This window comes from Heyndrickxia sp. FW510-T9, from assembly GCF_058781025.1.
Map to the genome: position 1 here is coordinate 15,170 of NZ_JBYSWK010000014.1, position 14,546 is coordinate 29,715.

Here is a 14,546-nt window from a genome sequence, read left to right on the forward strand (position 1 = left end):
CCTATATTTTTCAGCGTTATATTTTCTAGTATATCAGTTCAATAAATTAATTTTACTTGTTTTAATTTAATACAGAGTGAGAAGGAAGAGACTTTTAAAAGTGTAAAAAAGGTTGATATATCAGTAGTTTTAGAGATTTTTGTGTGTCACAAATTAATGTACATAAATTATTATTTTTGATAAGAAACCTAATATTTCTAACTCTTAACGTGCTTTTTCATCAAATTCGAAACTCTTGGCAAGTATATGATTCGAATTTTATTTTCCTATTTTAAATAAAGGCGCTCAATATGCATCAATTTTTCAAGAAACTTCAATTTTTTTATTTTGCTGCCCAAGCTTCAACCTTTACATATTTTACGGATCGGGCTAATGCTAAAACATATGCAAAGGTAGTAGCAGGTGGCATTTACAAAAGATATTCAAACTTAGGCTTTCTACACCCCACCTAAAATGATTTTTAATTAGGTGCATGTACAGACAAATTTAATTAATAAACATACTTTATTAAAGATCCGGATAAAGTAGGTGGTGTTGATATGAGTGGTACTGGTGGAGGAAGTTTTGCTTTAATTGTTGTTTTATTTATTCTGTTAATCATTATCGGTGCTTCATATGTTGGTGGTGCTAGTGGAGCAAGTGCTGGTGGGGGAGATCCTGTATTTATTGGTGGATTCTTCCCATTCATTTGGTAAAATTACTTAATAGTGAATATCAACTTCATCGTTTTATCGTATACTTCTTTTTTTTAAGAAATTGCAAATATACATTTATGGAATGGGATTACCCATTCCATATTTATTTCAGTAATAAACCTTGAAATAGGTCAACTCCCTAAGTCGCATCTCACTATTTTGTATGTAGAGATCGGTATATTAATTGGATAAATTATCCACTTTATTCTCCTACTGCCTGGTTTCGTATTTATGAAAATAACTGGTCAACGTACATAAAGGAACAGCATCAATCACAGATTCATAGCCACTCCTAGAAGATGCAGAATTAGCTAGTATAGTGATTAATTTTTTGAAGAACAGCATTCTTTATTCAATTAAACTTGTTAAAAAATCTTTAGAGACTCCAACTAAAATTGCAAATGAATCATATCTATTATTCCATTATTATGGCGCTATTCCTGGAGTAATGATATAAGTCTAATTTTATTGGGAAATCTGGCTTTTTAATATTGAAATTTCCTTAACATTGAAAATCCGCATTTTCCTGACGGTACCCCAATAAGTAAAGAGAACCTTCTCTAATTGAGAGACGCATTTTTTTATTCAATTAATCCCCATTACTTTAATAAGAAACATGTAAGTTTAAAATCTATATAAGATTCGAAGATAAAAATGTGTTTTTTATATGGAGAACTTGTCTTTTACATGATGACTGAAAAAGAATATAAATATATAAAGATATAAATAAGGTGGTGAAAAGATGAACAATCATATTAATATGAGTAATTCAGTGAATATTATTCATATTAGGATTAAAAATGATTGTTGTTGCAAAGAAAAACAATCCGTAACTTTGACTTCCAAGAAATACTTTTCTAAAGTTTCTGAAGGAATTACAAATGGATCTGATTTGCAAATTTCTGCTATTTCTTTTGTCGATGATAATGGATTACCAATTAAAACTTTTCCCGCAACATTTCAATATTTTAATTTATTTATAAATGGAATGCTTCAGGAAAATGGTGTCGGTTTAGTTACCCCTTATGAACTTACATTAAAAGGTGGTTTCATATTGGATAAGGATGACCCGATTTCTTTGGAATTTATAAGTCTCATTTCAAAGAATGATAATACTAAATAAGTTCTTGTCGTTATAGAAAACTATACATTTAATGTATTAATATATAAGCTAAACCTTCTTAAAATTTTCTGAAAGGAGGTGATAAATATGGCAGCGACTCTTATTCCCCCAAATTTTAAATCAAACAAATACTATGCTCCCGCCAGTGCAGGTACAGTTACTGGAGCAGACTTGGTAATTCCAGCAACTGCTTTTGTAGATGACAATGGTGCTTCTATTACTGCATTCAACACTAGTTTTGCAGCTCTAACATTATATATTAATGGACAACCCCAAGAAAACGGTGTAGCTACCGTTACTACTTCAGACTTAACCATTGTTGGTGGAGCTATCCTTGACCCAGGCGATCCTATTGTACTCAATCTCGTTTACAACTTTTAAATAATAACAGTAGTTTTGTCAAAGTCGTAAACAGCACTATCCCCGAAATTTGGCTAGATATCTCCCAAATTTCGGGGTTTTTATATTACTGGAATAACTACCCAAGCAGATGGTTAGTTGTCTTATGATGACAATTCCAATTATTCAGTCCTAATTCAATTCCTATAACAGCACATTTCCTGTATTGTGCGATAAATCGGCTGATCCGGTTATCGTTGTATTCGATGGAACAGCTCTGTATGAATTACCAGGGGAATTTTACCATCCTCCATTTAAGCTAGAAGTATTTCGCACAACTAATCTCCCTTTACTTCAATAAGAAATATCATCCCATGTTGCACTATTATGCCTTTATATTATAAAAAAGCTGATGATCTTATTTGATCATCAGCTTTTCCACTGTTTAATTCACTATATCTTTCTAAAAATTCAAGTATATAATTTCGCCAAGTAAATTCAAGCATAAGCTTTCATTTTACGAAATCTTATGATTGAAGTATCAACCTCAAAGCACAATGCTTTATCGTTATTATGTATGGCGGAGAAGGTGGGATTTGAACCCACGCGGGCAGTTTATACCCCTAACGCATTTCGAGTGCGCCCCCTTCAGCCTCTTGGGTACTCCTCCAAAATAGTTTCCTTCTATTATTATACTAAATTCACCTTTTCTATCAATCAATAATGATATCCAAAGCATGAAATATTCACCCTATATTTCCTTTAAAAGAATATAAATTCCAAAGAATGGATACCTTAAAGGTAAATTATCGTAGGAGGGAGAAGCCTTGGAAACGATTGATTTTTTAACCTTTAAAGAAGACTGGACTTATATTAAAAGAATGATCATCAGTGTAACAGCCCAGTTAGAGGATAATCAAAGTTATGTGCGTGAGAAAGCGATTGATGACTTAATCGATGTGATTCAAGAAATGGACAAACGTGAACCGAAAATGGACAAACGGGAAACGAAGATATCCATAGATTAAACTATTAGATCCATTTTATCACTACTTTAGGAGGAGGATTCATGCTATCATTTCTGCAAAAAATCGGTAAATCCTTAATGCTTCCTATTGCTGTACTACCAGCGGCGGGTTTATTGCTGCGCCTTGGTCAACCGGATTTACTAAATATAAAGTTTATTGCTGAAGCTGGAAATGCTTTCTTTGGAAGCATGGCGATTGGTCAAGATGCTGTTTTTAGCAATCTAGCTCTTCTTTTTGCGATTGGGGTTGCCATCGGATTTGCAAAGGATAACAATGGGGCAGCCGCTTTAGCAGGTGCCATTGGCTATATGGTATTAACTTTTACTACACATGCCATTAATCCTGCTGTTAATATGGGAGTTCTTGGTGGGATTATTTCCGGGATTGTCGCCGGAATGTTATACAATCGGTTCCACGATATTCAACTACCAACTTGGCTTGCTTTTTTTGGTGGAAGAAGATTTATTCCTATCATTACCGCATTAATGGGAGTTATTTTAGGCATTATTTTTGGGTTTATATGGCCATATGTTCAAGATGGTATTGATGCTTTAGCTCATTGGATTACAAGTGCTGGCGCTTTTGGTTATGCAATATACGGATTCTTAAACAGACTCCTTATTCCTTTAGGCTTGCATCATATTATTAACACGCTTGTATGGTTTGATTTCGGAACCTTTAAAGATGCTGCCGGAAATGTGTATCATGGTGATATTACTCGCTTCCTCCACCATGATCCAACTGCCGGAACATTTACGACCGGCTTCTTCCCTATCATGATGTTTGGTCTCCCTGCTGCTTGTTTAGCTATGATGATGACAGCCAAAACGGATCGACGCAGAAAAACTGCGGGTTTACTTCTCGGTATGGCGTTAACTTCATTTGTTACTGGAGTTACCGAACCAATTGAGTTTGGATTTATGTTCGTTTCGCCACTACTTTACATTATTCATGCTTTACTAACTGCCACATCGTTTGCGGTGACATACTTGCTCGGAATTCATGATTCCTTCAGTTTTTCCGCAAGCTTAATTGATTATATTTTGAACTATGGAATTGCCACGAAGCCTCTGCTCTTACTATTAGTCGGCTTAATCTACGGGGTAATCTATTTCATCATATTCTACTTCATCATCAAATGGCGTGATTTAAAAACACCTGGGCGTGAAGATGAGGATGAATTCGCAGATGATGATACTGTCGCACTTTCCGGGAGTGATAAGTATACAATCATGGCTGCCGGATTTTTAAAAGGGCTCGGAGGAAAAGAAAACTTAACTAATATTGATAACTGCGCTACTCGGTTGCGCTTGGATGTTCAGGATAGCGCCAATATTGATGAAACTACGATAAAACGTTTCGGAGCGCGGGGTGTAATGAAGACAAGTAAATCCAGTGTTCAGATCATCGTCGGCCCAGATGTTGAATTTGCGGCAAATGCCTTGAAAAAGCTGTATGCTCTGGACCATCCTCCTGTACCTGAATCACCCGGTTCAGTGAAACAGCCAGAAGCAAACAATATAAATCGAGCTACAAAGTTTGATATGGATACCTTTATTGCTCCTATTAGCGGAAGGCTACTAAAAATAGAAAACGTTCCTGATCAAGTCTTTTCCGAAAAAATGATGGGTGATGGATTTGGGATCGATCCAACAGATGGAGAAGTGCAGTCCCCTTTTAACGGAGTGGTGAAGTCCGTATTTCCAACAAATCATGCGATCGGTTTAGAATCAGAAGCTGGACTTGAGGTGCTAATCCATATGGGGCTGGATACAGTAAATCTTAAGGGTGAAGGATTCACCGTACATGTTAAAGAAGGGGATTGTGTAAAACAAGGACAAAAGCTGGCGCAAATGGATATCGATTTTATTAAGGAGAAGGTTCCATCCATTGTGACACCGATTGTATTTACAAATCTTGAACAAGATAGACAAGTAAAGTTGCTTAAAGATGGAATGATACACCGTGGTGACAAAGGTATTATTGATATTGAATAATTTTTAATCAATGGTATGGCACCTTGCTTCTATGCACCAAATTCATTATTTTCGGCTAGTACTATTAATTATGGTAGTCGATTTAACAGTGAGGTCACAATCAAATTCAAGAAGGCTTGAAAGACAATTTTGCCATTCAAGCCTCTTCCTTTATTCACGACTCTTCATTCGCTCAGGAAGACTTTGAATTGATTGCACGACTGCATCCAGCTTCGTTTCAATACGATACAAAAGATATAGTGATACAACGATGGGAAAGCCGACCTCATTAATGAAGGACATGATACTATCCAAAACAATCCCCTCCTTTCTAATAATAATTCCGTTAATTTGAGCTATAATCCCGCCAAATTTCATAACATTCCCGTGAATACAACTAATAATCCCACGAGTAAAGTACGAAAGGCCTGTCCGAATCGAACAAGGCCTTCCCTACCAAAACTATTCAATCGTATATTCCGTGACATTATGATCGACTAATCTAGCACCCTTCATTTCGGCATAAGCATAACCGGTAGAATTTTGAAAGACATTGGATGCGATTACTTGCTCCATTGCGGCCTTTACCTTCACAGTATCAACAGGCTCGATAGGATCCTCGATCGATATATTAGCAGTTTTATTATTTGCTGTGACAAATTGCAATTCTAGAGTTTTCACTTTTTTCACCTCCCTCATTTTTTTGAAATAGGCTTTGTTAAAAATGATTGTTATTAACGGTACATTCTTACGAAATCAAGTTTAAACCGTAAACAACATTAGCTAACCTAGCCTTGAAATCCTGCTCTATTACGCCTGAATATCCGAGCTGTCATTACGTTCCACACCATAAAGCGCCTTTTGAGATAAAGATGCAATTGCTTGTGCAGCATTTTGCAGCTCATCAGGAGTAGAATCTAGACGAATATTGCTGAAAGTTTTGCTTTTAAACAATTGCTTGCCATCACCGTCTACTCCGTTATCGAAGATTAGCTTTAGTCTGGAATCCTTTAGAAGTATTTCTGCCATTTGTATTCACCTCCCTTCACCTTTTATATAGGCTTCTGGGATAGAAATGGACACCCCTAAAAAAGAAAAAAACGGGCAAAATTCCGCCCGGTTCTTTTGATTATCGAATATCCTTTAGTTTTCAATGATTAGAGGGGATTTCTAGTATAAGACCTCGGTCTATAGTGTTCTTCGATGAAATTATTTATTGTTTTTCTTTTTTTCTAGAATCTCTCTATGCTTTTCTCCCCACTTTCCCATACTTGTGAGTATCGGGAGAAATTCACGTCCTTCTTTTGTTAAAGAGTATTCAACTTTAGGTGGGACTTCTTTATAGACTTCTCTATGAACTAATCCGTCTTCTTCCATTTCCCTTAATTGTCTAGTGAGAATTCCTTTTGAAACACCAGGTAGAAGCTTTTGAAGTTCGTTAAATCGTCTTGTTTCTTTACTTAAGTGCCACATAATAACTAGTTTCCATCTTCCTGCAATTAATCGCTGTGTATAAGAGACAGTGCATTTATTTTCGGGTAAGTTTGGATTTGTCTCTTTATTTAAACTCATGAAAAGTGCCTCCTTTATACTATAGTTCTGTTTTTGTGACTAAGTTATAAAAATGTTACTACTTTTATAAACAATCCCATTAATATAATATATGGTTAGGCCTTAAAAAACCAGCTGGTATATTGAAATAGGGAGTTGAATTGTATGTCTTCATTGGTAATGAATGCTATTAGAGTACATCAATATGGAGATACTGATGTTCTGAAACATGAAAAAATCGCTCGCTCAGAACCAAAAGACAATGAGCTTCTTATTAAAGTCCGCTATGCAACTGTAACTCCATTTGATTGGAAAATGCGTAAAGGGCTCTTGCATAGTATATTTCCTAAATCTTTCCCATATATCCCTGGAGGTTCAATTTCAGGTATCGTTGAAAAAGTTGGAGGCAGTATAAAGAATTTTAAAGTTGGTCAAGCTGTATTCGGTACTGCTATTAATGGTGGTTACACTGAATACGCGATCTCCACTGAAGAAAATATATTGCATATGCCACACGGATTATCATTTGAAAGTGCTGCTACTATTAGAGCTGGTGCTGCTCCTGCATGGAAGGCGTTATTTAGTGAAGGAAATTTACAACCGAATCAAAAAGTGTTGATTCACGCTGCTGCTGGAGGAGTAGGACAATTTGCTGTGCAACTCGCTAAATGGCACGGAGCGAAAGTTGTTGGCACAGCTTCAACTAATAATATTGAATTTGTAAAATCTTTAGGTGCAGATGAAGTAATTGATTATACAAAGACAGCCTTTGAAGATGTTGTAGATGAATTCGACTTAGTTATTGACGCTGTTGGTGGAAATACTTTGGAGCAATCTTGGAAGGTCGTTAAAAAAGGTGGCACACTAGTTAGCCTTACACACCCTCTTTCTTCAGATAAAGCGGAAAAATTGGGCATTCAAGTACACTTTAATACAGGTCAAGCAACAATAGACAATTTAAAAACCATTGCTCAATTACTAGCTGAAGGTAAAATTTCATCTGAAATTGAAAAAGTTTATCCATTGTGTAAAGCGAAAGAATCTCATGAAAAAAGTGAAACTGGACATGCTAGAGGAAGAATTCTGTTGGAAGTTAATTCTATTTAAGATTAGAAAAAATAAAAAAACGCAAGGAGAAGATTAATATGAACTCAAAAGAATTAAGAATTAAAATTGCTGATATATGTGAAAATTATGATAGCCTATATGCTCAACTGGTAAAACCAATTAACCAATTATTAATTAATGTAGACGCTTCAATTAGTGAAGAAACAGCAAATAAAATCATCGAAAATTTAAAGTTATATCACAGTGGGGAAAAATATATTACGGATTGTCACTTTGACGAAAGTGAAAACTTCTTAAAAGACGGAATTGAGCTTATTCAAAATGGGGATTTAGCAAATGGAGCATTACAAATTTATGGGGCTGGTCTGAACTTTGCGAGTTATGCTATGAAAGTTAGTGGTCAAAAAAATGTGAATCCGTACAAAAATTTCGAAGAAAATTTTGGATTAATCATGAACTCATTTAGAAAGTAAGATTGTATGGAAATTCGCCCTTCTATGGGCGAATTTTAATGTTATAATAATCCATTTATTTAAGTTGAGCAATTTATAGCATTTTTAAATAAAGTTTGATTAAACATACACAACAGCTGTGTAGAGATAATCCTTTCTTAACAATATTTGAGCGAAAGTTTTAATCACTCTTTTTTATAAAAATCAAATTGACAATTAGAATAGAGACAACCACTTTGATCAAGCTTTGTTCAAAATGGTTGTTTTTCATTTACCACAAAATAAGGCTGCATCCAATATTTTTATTCAAGCATTATTTCAAACCAACAAAAAAGATACATCCTAGAATATATTGCTCCATAGCTTAATTTTCCTTCCAACTCAATTAAGCATGTAAAATACAGTATTATAAAAAAAGGTAAGGAGTAATAACAAGAAATTACTCCTTACCTTTTGCATATTTCTTTTGAAAATACCTAACAATAAAAATCGCAATAATACAGCCACAAGAGTCAATAATTACGTCCTTAAAAGATGCGGTTCTTCCCGGTACAAAGGATTGATGATATTCATCTGTCGCAGCGTAAATCGTTGTGATCTCCCATGCGAGGAACGTTCTTTTTCTTAAAGCCATGTAAAAGCATACCCCTAGAAAGCCAAAAGCTGATAAGTGGGTAGCCTTACGAAATATGCAATTTACTTTGCTCGCTTGCTCTGGACTTATACCTGTTAATTTTTCAATTATATGCTGTGTGCTGGAACCTGTTGATGCTTGTGTTCCGGTAAAGAAAAAAATCGCGCTGCACATTAATATAGCGATAATCCACCAAAATACTTCTTTTTTCATTTTATAACCTCATTATTATATTAAATTAATCAGTTCTTTTCCTTCATTTTTCGGACTGTTTACGAGAGGTGGAATCGGATATGCCTCCATTTCATAATGGTCATACGGAATTAGGATCTTTTTTGCTTCTTCCCCTAGTTTTCTGTTCAGCCACATTTTTTCTGTTTCCTTCGTTAAAATAACTGGCATCCGATCATGTATCTCTTTCATTAATGGATTTGCATTTGTTGTGATAATTGTACAGGTTTGAAGTTTCTCCCCATTCTGTTCCCAGCGGTCCCATAGTCCTGCAAAGGCAAATGGTTCTCCAGTTTTCAAACGAATATTGTAGGGCTGTTTGGTAGTCTCCTCTTTTTTCCATTCATAAAAACCATCGGCAATTATTAAACATCTTCTTCTAGAGAGGAGTTTTTTGAAGCTTGGCTTTTCAGCTAGCGTTTCTGCACGAGCATTAATCATTTTATATCCTATTTTCGGATCGTTGGCCCATGACGGTACAAGCCCCCATTTTAAAAATCCACCTTTATTACCATGCTCTCCTTGCACAATAGCGAATACATCCTGACTAGGAGCAATATTGTAACGAGGAGATAATTCGATCCAATCTACATTTGTAAGTTCAAATCTCTCCAATAAAATGTCAATATTAGTATAAAGATTGAATCGACCGCACATACTGGAACACTCCAATTTAAGTGATGTTAATTTATTGTATCATAGAAATATTTCTTTAAATAATTTATAGCTAGAAAACACATTGGTATAGAGCAGATTCTTTGATTTCCAGTATTGTCAAAGAATGCAGAATTTCGGGTACGATAACGCCTATATTGTTACCGTTTCTTTAGGAAATCAGCTCTTGCGGGAACAATACTACACTAATTATTACCATTCTCCTTCCCCTCTCCTGTTTACGGGAACAATACTCCCCTGATTGTTACCGTTCTCCTTCCATTCTCTTGTTCGCGGTAACAATACTCCCCTGATTGTTACCGTTCTCCTTCCATTATCTCGTTTGCCGGCACAATCCAACATTCATTGTTATCGTTCTCTCCCCACTCTTGTTTGTGGGAACAATACTTCCCTGATTGTTACCATTCTCCTAAGTCTGACCATGACTAAGGAACAATCCAACCTTTACAAATAAAAATATCCCAACAAAAAATAAACCGGGCTGTAACCACCACCCGATTTGGTTCATGTATATAAATGACAGGCAACATAATGCCCTGGTTTTGCTTCCTTCCAATCTGGCTTTGTCTCTGCGCATATGTCCATCGCGTGTGGGCAGCGGGTTCGGAAAACACAGCCGCTGGGCGGATTTATTGGACTCGGAACATCTCCAGAAATGACAATTCTCTCTCGGTGAAAATTTGGATTTGGTACAGGAACAGATGATAGTAATGCTTTTGTATAAGGATGGAGCGGGTCGCGATATAGCTCTTCACTTTCCGATAATTCCATCATATTCCCTAAGTACATAACAATAATTCGATCAGAAATGTATTTTACCATTGCTAAATCATGTGCAATGAATAGATAGGTTAGCCCCATTCTCTTTTGCAGCTCTTTCAATAAATTGACAACCTGTGCCTGGATAGATACATCAAGGGCTGAAATTGGTTCATCACATATGATAAATTTAGGATTTAACGCAAGGGCCCGTGCAATACCAATTCTCTGTCTCTGCCCTCCGCTGAACTCATGCGGAAAACGATTAAGATGATCACGACTCATCCCTACCAGCTCTAGCAGCTCTACTATCCTGTCATGTTTCTGTTTTCCTTTTACAATTCCATGAATGGTTAACGGCTCACCGATAATATCCTCGATGGTCATCCGCGGATTCAGGGAAGCATAAGGATCTTGGAAGATCATTTGAATTTCGCGGCGAATCTTCATTAATTCTTTTGGAGTAAGGGAAAACAGATTCTTTCCATTAAAATGAACTTCTCCACCTGTAGCTTCGTATAATCGGATCATCGTTCTTCCAGCGGTTGACTTTCCGCAGCCGGATTCCCCAACAAGCCCAACCGTTTCACCTGGGTAGATATCAAAGTTTAAGTGGTCTACAGCTTTTAACTGCTTATCACCTACTTTGAAATATTTTTTTAAATTCTTTACTTCCACAAGTGGAGATTTTGCTTTAGACTCTTCACGATCCATGCTTACACTCGTTTCATTCATCATGTATTCCCTCCTCTACCCTTTTATCGCCATATCATGTTGCAGCCAGCATGCTGATGTTTGTCCTGTCTCCATTTCCTTTAGCTCAGGTTCATAATCTTTACAAACTCTCATTGCCTTTTCACATCTCGCATAAAAAGAGCAACCTTTTGGTGGATCGATAAGATCTGGTGGTGTTCCAATTATTGGAGCTAATGGTACTTTCTTATCCATATCTAAGCGGGGAACGGATTTCAATAGCCCTTTCGTATAGGGATGCTGTGGGTTTTCAAAAATTTCTTGCACCGTGCCCGTTTCGACGACTTTCCCAGCATACATGACGATGACTCTATCACACATCTCTGCTACTACTCCCAAATCATGTGTGATAAGAATAATAGCAGTTTCTGTTTTTTGTTGAAGCCGCTTCATTAATTTTAGTATTTGGGCTTGTATCGTTACATCCAATGCGGTTGTAGGCTCATCGGCAATTAAAAGCCTAGGTTGACAGGCAAGGGCCATCGCAATCATCGCACGCTGCCGCATACCTCCTGAATATTCATGAGGATACTGATTCATCCGTTTAGCAGGTTGCGGAATTCCTACCAGTTCCAACATTTCGAGCGCAACCTTAAAAGCTTCTTTTCTAGAAATCTTATTATGCTTTAATACTGCTTCCATAATTTGATTCCCAATCTTACTCGTTGGATTTAGTGAAGTCATCGGATCTTGAAAAATAATGCTGATTTCATTGCCGCGAATTTTTTGCATTTCTTTTTCTGGTAAGCGGGTGAGCTCTTTTCCATTAAAAAGGATGGATCCACTTTTATAAATGGCAGGCGGCATTGGCAAGAGCTTCATGATGGACTTAGCTGTAACGCTTTTCCCGCAGCCCGATTCCCCCACAATCCCAATTGTTTCCCCTTCCTTGACTTCAAAATTCACTCCTCGAACAGCCTTTACTTCACCTGAATAAGTTTGAAACGAAACATTCAAGTCCTTTACTTCTAATAAATTCCCCATATTTTCTCCCCTCCCATTTCAGGTTTCTATGTGAATTAGTTGCTGGTCGATCTATTTGAACAAGAGAAATTAGCCCCTCAAATTTCAACATGCCTTAGATGGCCGAATAACAGCAGTCGCCAACATTCAAATACAGGACTTGCAGACGACCGTATATGATTGTGCAAAAAAAATATATGATAGGTTGATCTCTTGAAGAAGGGAAGTAGGTCGTCACACAAAAATTCCCGCATCATTTTACCTTGGGTCCAACGCATCTCTTAATCCATCTCCAAAAACATTAAAAGCGAACATAGTGATAGAAATTAGGATAGCCGGAACGAACAGCTGATAAAAATTGCCGATGAGGATACTACCAAGTGCATCATTTGCCATCGTTCCCCAGCTTGCCTTAGGCGCTGGGATTCCTAATCCTAAAAAGCTAAGTGTCGCTTCAGCAAAAATGGCTGTTGGAACGGTCAAGGTTATATTGACTAATATTGGTCCCATCGTATTTGGAATCATATGCTTCCATAAAATCCACGAGGTTTTTGCACCTGCTGCATTTGCGGCTTGAACGTATTCAAATTCTTTTAATTGCAACACTTGACCCCTGACAAGTCGTGCCATCGGAATCCAACCCGTGATGGTCATGGCAATAATCATTGGGAAAATTCCATTATTATCCTTAAACCACACCATGATAAGAATAACCATTAGCAAATATGGAATCGCATAAAGAACCTCTGCTATTCTCATCAAAATATTATCGACGCGACCGCCTTTTAGTGCAGAAATTCCTCCATACAATACACCAATCAGAAAATCCATTAATGCTGCCATAAAACCAATAAATAACGATATTCTCGCTCCGTACCATGCCCGTGTGAACAAATCCCGCCCTAATGAGTCCGTTCCAAACCAATGCTTTGCGTTCGGATGTACATTTCTCTTCGTAAAATCTTGTTCATAGTACGAATATCCATTAATATGAGTACCAATGCACGCCATAATGACAAGCAAAACAATCAAGATGAGGCCAAGCATAGCCAGCTTATTGGATCGCAATCGCCTCCATACATTTGCCCAATAAGAAATGGTGGGACGGGCAATTTTTTCCGCTTCTTTATAGTTGTCCTCTGCCGGTAAAAACATTTCTTCTCTTAAATGTAAGTCCTTCGCCATTATTTACTCTCCCCTGTCACCTTAATTCTCGGATCAATCCATGTGTAAGCAACATCCACAATGAAGATTAATAAGATGAGGATCGCACTATAAAAAACCGTTGAACCGAGTATGACTGGATAATCCCGATTTTGGATTCCTCTGACAAACATTTCCCCCATACCTGGAATGCCAAAAATATTTTCGATAATGAAGCTTCCTGTCACAATATTGGCAACTAATATGCCGAGTACTGTTACCACCGGTAAAATAGCATTTCGAATTGCATGTTTTATGATTACAACACTTCTTTTTAATCCTTTTGCCTGTGCGGTTAAAATATAGTCCTGACTCAAAACTTCAATCATGCTGGAACGCATCAGACGTGCGATATAAGCCATTGGCATGGCAGCCAGTGAAATTGACGGTAAAACCGTATGGGACCATGAAGTCCATGTTGCTACTGGAAAAATTGGCCATTTAACTGCGAAATAATTGATGAGAAAGGTTGCTAGAATAAAGCTCGGTACTGAAATTCCAATGATCGCAAGAATCATAGATAGATAATCTGGCCACCTGTTTTTATTCAACGATGCAATGACCCCAAAAATCAACCCGAAACAGATCGCAATTACCATTGCCTGCAGTCCTAGATGAAGGGATACCGGAAATCCATTTTTTATATAATCATTTACTGTTATCGATTGTGATTTCATGGATGGACCAAAATCCAGATGCAAGAGTGATTTTAGGTATAGCCCATATTGAACTATCTTAGGCTTATCCAAATTATAATGATGTTGAAGATTATCGTAGACAGCTTTTGGCATCGTGCCCTCTTTAGCAAAAGGGTTCCCAGGGATACTATGCATAATAATGAAGGTAAGCGTAATGATCGCCCAAATAGTAACCAGTGCCCAAAAAAACCGTTTTAAGGTGTATCGTAACATGAGTGTTTCACTCCAATTCATATAGCGTAGCCAAATACGTTTTTATACGCTAGTCCTACATACTGTTCTTACTCAGTATTTTTATTTGAAAAAGCGGGGTATGCCCACCTCGGCATACCACCCGCTTAAAGATTTATAACTGGAATAACTTCCTCTTTCACCTGTTCAGATCCGAAACAGTTGCT

At 37.0% G+C, this 14,546-nt stretch carries 17 protein-coding genes and 1 tRNA gene; 7 read left to right on the forward strand and 11 right to left on the reverse strand.

Annotated elements, in window-relative coordinates; all coding sequences use genetic code 11:
* Positions 1–539: 539 nt before the first annotated feature.
* The 3 genes from AC3WJF_RS09430 to AC3WJF_RS09440 all read left to right on the forward strand — a co-directional run bounded on the left by AC3WJF_RS09430 (position 540) and on the right by AC3WJF_RS09440 (position 2,199).
* Positions 540–695, forward strand: coding sequence for a YjcZ family sporulation protein (locus AC3WJF_RS09430; RefSeq protein ID WP_492451492.1), 156 nt, complete (start codon positions 540–542; stop codon positions 693–695).
* A 742-nt stretch (positions 696–1,437) separates the two neighbouring features.
* Positions 1,438–1,818 (forward strand): DUF4183 domain-containing protein, encoded by a 381-nt coding sequence (locus AC3WJF_RS09435; RefSeq protein ID WP_492451493.1) that lies wholly within the window; start codon positions 1,438–1,440, stop codon positions 1,816–1,818.
* A gap of 87 nt (positions 1,819–1,905) precedes the next feature.
* Positions 1,906–2,199 carry a DUF4183 domain-containing protein gene (locus tag AC3WJF_RS09440; RefSeq protein ID WP_492451495.1) on the forward strand — a complete coding sequence of 98 codons (294 nt, stop codon included), beginning with the start codon at positions 1,906–1,908 and terminating at the stop codon, positions 2,197–2,199.
* A 536-nt stretch (positions 2,200–2,735) separates the two neighbouring features.
* On the opposite strand, the gene AC3WJF_RS09445 is transcribed toward AC3WJF_RS09440, so the two are convergent.
* Positions 2,736–2,827, reverse strand: a tRNA-Ser gene (locus AC3WJF_RS09445).
* A 157-nt stretch (positions 2,828–2,984) separates the two neighbouring features.
* On the opposite strand from AC3WJF_RS09445, the gene AC3WJF_RS09450 reads away from it, so the two are divergent.
* Both AC3WJF_RS09450 and nagE read left to right on the forward strand, forming a co-directional pair.
* Positions 2,985–3,185 (forward strand): hypothetical protein, encoded by a 201-nt coding sequence (locus AC3WJF_RS09450; protein WP_492451497.1) that lies wholly within the window; start codon positions 2,985–2,987, stop codon positions 3,183–3,185.
* A 41-nt stretch (positions 3,186–3,226) separates the two neighbouring features.
* Complete coding sequence (gene nagE / locus AC3WJF_RS09455) at positions 3,227–5,182, forward strand: N-acetylglucosamine-specific PTS transporter subunit IIBC (RefSeq protein WP_492451499.1); 1,956 nt, start codon at positions 3,227–3,229, stop codon at positions 5,180–5,182.
* Between the two features lie 150 nt (positions 5,183–5,332).
* Here the strand turns inward: nagE and AC3WJF_RS09460 are convergent, their stop codons facing one another.
* From AC3WJF_RS09460 to AC3WJF_RS09475, 4 genes are all read right to left on the reverse strand, one after another.
* The gene (locus AC3WJF_RS09460) at positions 5,333–5,464 is read right to left on the reverse strand and encodes a YvrJ family protein (protein ID WP_492451646.1); all 132 of its coding nucleotides are present in this window, start codon (positions 5,462–5,464) and stop codon (positions 5,333–5,335) included.
* Positions 5,465–5,623: 159 nt separating this feature from the next.
* Positions 5,624–5,842 (reverse strand): DUF2922 domain-containing protein, encoded by a 219-nt coding sequence (locus AC3WJF_RS09465; protein WP_492451501.1) that lies wholly within the window; start codon positions 5,840–5,842, stop codon positions 5,624–5,626.
* 129 nt (positions 5,843–5,971) lie between these two features.
* On the reverse strand, positions 5,972–6,190 hold the full coding sequence (locus AC3WJF_RS09470; protein WP_492451503.1) for a DUF1659 domain-containing protein: 219 nt from the start codon (positions 6,188–6,190) through the stop codon (positions 5,972–5,974).
* A 180-nt stretch (positions 6,191–6,370) separates the two neighbouring features.
* Positions 6,371–6,733 (reverse strand): winged helix-turn-helix transcriptional regulator, encoded by a 363-nt coding sequence (locus AC3WJF_RS09475; RefSeq protein WP_492451505.1) that lies wholly within the window; start codon positions 6,731–6,733, stop codon positions 6,371–6,373.
* Between the two features lie 144 nt (positions 6,734–6,877).
* On the opposite strand from AC3WJF_RS09475, the gene AC3WJF_RS09480 reads away from it, so the two are divergent.
* Both AC3WJF_RS09480 and AC3WJF_RS09485 read left to right on the forward strand, forming a co-directional pair.
* Complete coding sequence (locus AC3WJF_RS09480) at positions 6,878–7,819, forward strand: NADP-dependent oxidoreductase (protein ID WP_492451506.1); 942 nt, start codon at positions 6,878–6,880, stop codon at positions 7,817–7,819.
* A 38-nt stretch (positions 7,820–7,857) separates the two neighbouring features.
* Positions 7,858–8,253, forward strand: a complete 396-nt coding sequence (locus AC3WJF_RS09485; RefSeq protein ID WP_492451508.1) for a hypothetical protein — start codon at positions 7,858–7,860, stop codon at positions 8,251–8,253.
* Positions 8,254–8,671: 418 nt separating this feature from the next.
* Here the strand turns inward: AC3WJF_RS09485 and AC3WJF_RS09490 are convergent, their stop codons facing one another.
* From AC3WJF_RS09490 to AC3WJF_RS09515, 6 genes are all read right to left on the reverse strand, one after another.
* Positions 8,672–9,079, reverse strand: a complete 408-nt coding sequence (locus AC3WJF_RS09490; protein ID WP_492451510.1) for a VanZ family protein — start codon at positions 9,077–9,079, stop codon at positions 8,672–8,674.
* 15 nt (positions 9,080–9,094) lie between these two features.
* Positions 9,095–9,754, reverse strand: a complete 660-nt coding sequence (locus AC3WJF_RS09495) for an SOS response-associated peptidase (protein ID WP_492451512.1) — start codon at positions 9,752–9,754, stop codon at positions 9,095–9,097.
* A 522-nt stretch (positions 9,755–10,276) separates the two neighbouring features.
* Positions 10,277–11,269 carry an ABC transporter ATP-binding protein gene (locus tag AC3WJF_RS09500; protein ID WP_492451514.1) on the reverse strand — a complete coding sequence of 331 codons (993 nt, stop codon included), beginning with the start codon at positions 11,267–11,269 and terminating at the stop codon, positions 10,277–10,279.
* 12 nt (positions 11,270–11,281) lie between these two features.
* A complete protein-coding gene (locus AC3WJF_RS09505; RefSeq protein ID WP_492451516.1) occupies positions 11,282–12,268 on the reverse strand; it encodes an ABC transporter ATP-binding protein in 987 nt (328 codons plus the stop codon).
* Between the two features lie 237 nt (positions 12,269–12,505).
* On the reverse strand, positions 12,506–13,432 hold the full coding sequence (locus tag AC3WJF_RS09510; protein ID WP_492451518.1) for an ABC transporter permease: 927 nt from the start codon (positions 13,430–13,432) through the stop codon (positions 12,506–12,508).
* Positions 13,432–14,361 (reverse strand): ABC transporter permease, encoded by a 930-nt coding sequence (locus AC3WJF_RS09515; RefSeq protein WP_492451520.1) that lies wholly within the window; start codon positions 14,359–14,361, stop codon positions 13,432–13,434. The genes AC3WJF_RS09510 and AC3WJF_RS09515 overlap by 1 nt, the downstream gene beginning before the upstream one ends.
* Positions 14,362–14,546 lie beyond the last annotated feature (185 nt).

Bases quoted from the DNA above. Each gene is read 5' to 3' on its own strand.
- AC3WJF_RS09475 (WP_492451505.1), bottom strand. From the start codon at position 6,733: ATGAGTTTAAATAAAGAGACAAATCCAAACTTACCCGAAAATAAATGC.
- AC3WJF_RS09505 (WP_492451516.1), bottom strand. From the start codon at position 12,268: ATGGGGAATTTATTAGAAGTAAAGGACTTGAATGTTTCGTTTCAAACT.
- AC3WJF_RS09460 (WP_492451646.1), bottom strand. From the start codon at position 5,464: ATGTCCTTCATTAATGAGGTCGGCTTTCCCATCGTTGTATCACTATAT.
- AC3WJF_RS09430 (WP_492451492.1), top strand. From the start codon at position 540: ATGAGTGGTACTGGTGGAGGAAGTTTTGCTTTAATTGTTGTTTTATTT.
- AC3WJF_RS09485 (WP_492451508.1), top strand. From the start codon at position 7,858: ATGAACTCAAAAGAATTAAGAATTAAAATTGCTGATATATGTGAAAAT.
- AC3WJF_RS09510 (WP_492451518.1), bottom strand. From the start codon at position 13,432: ATGGCGAAGGACTTACATTTAAGAGAAGAAATGTTTTTACCGGCAGAG.
- AC3WJF_RS09470 (WP_492451503.1), bottom strand. From the start codon at position 6,190: ATGGCAGAAATACTTCTAAAGGATTCCAGACTAAAGCTAATCTTCGAT.
- AC3WJF_RS09500 (WP_492451514.1), bottom strand. From the start codon at position 11,269: ATGATGAATGAAACGAGTGTAAGCATGGATCGTGAAGAGTCTAAAGCA.
- AC3WJF_RS09515 (WP_492451520.1), bottom strand. From the start codon at position 14,361: ATGTTACGATACACCTTAAAACGGTTTTTTTGGGCACTGGTTACTATT.
- nagE (WP_492451499.1), top strand. From the start codon at position 3,227: ATGCTATCATTTCTGCAAAAAATCGGTAAATCCTTAATGCTTCCTATT.
- AC3WJF_RS09490 (WP_492451510.1), bottom strand. From the start codon at position 9,079: ATGAAAAAAGAAGTATTTTGGTGGATTATCGCTATATTAATGTGCAGC.
- AC3WJF_RS09480 (WP_492451506.1), top strand. From the start codon at position 6,878: ATGTCTTCATTGGTAATGAATGCTATTAGAGTACATCAATATGGAGAT.
- AC3WJF_RS09440 (WP_492451495.1), top strand. From the start codon at position 1,906: ATGGCAGCGACTCTTATTCCCCCAAATTTTAAATCAAACAAATACTAT.
- AC3WJF_RS09495 (WP_492451512.1), bottom strand. From the start codon at position 9,754: ATGTGCGGTCGATTCAATCTTTATACTAATATTGACATTTTATTGGAG.
- AC3WJF_RS09435 (WP_492451493.1), top strand. From the start codon at position 1,438: ATGAACAATCATATTAATATGAGTAATTCAGTGAATATTATTCATATT.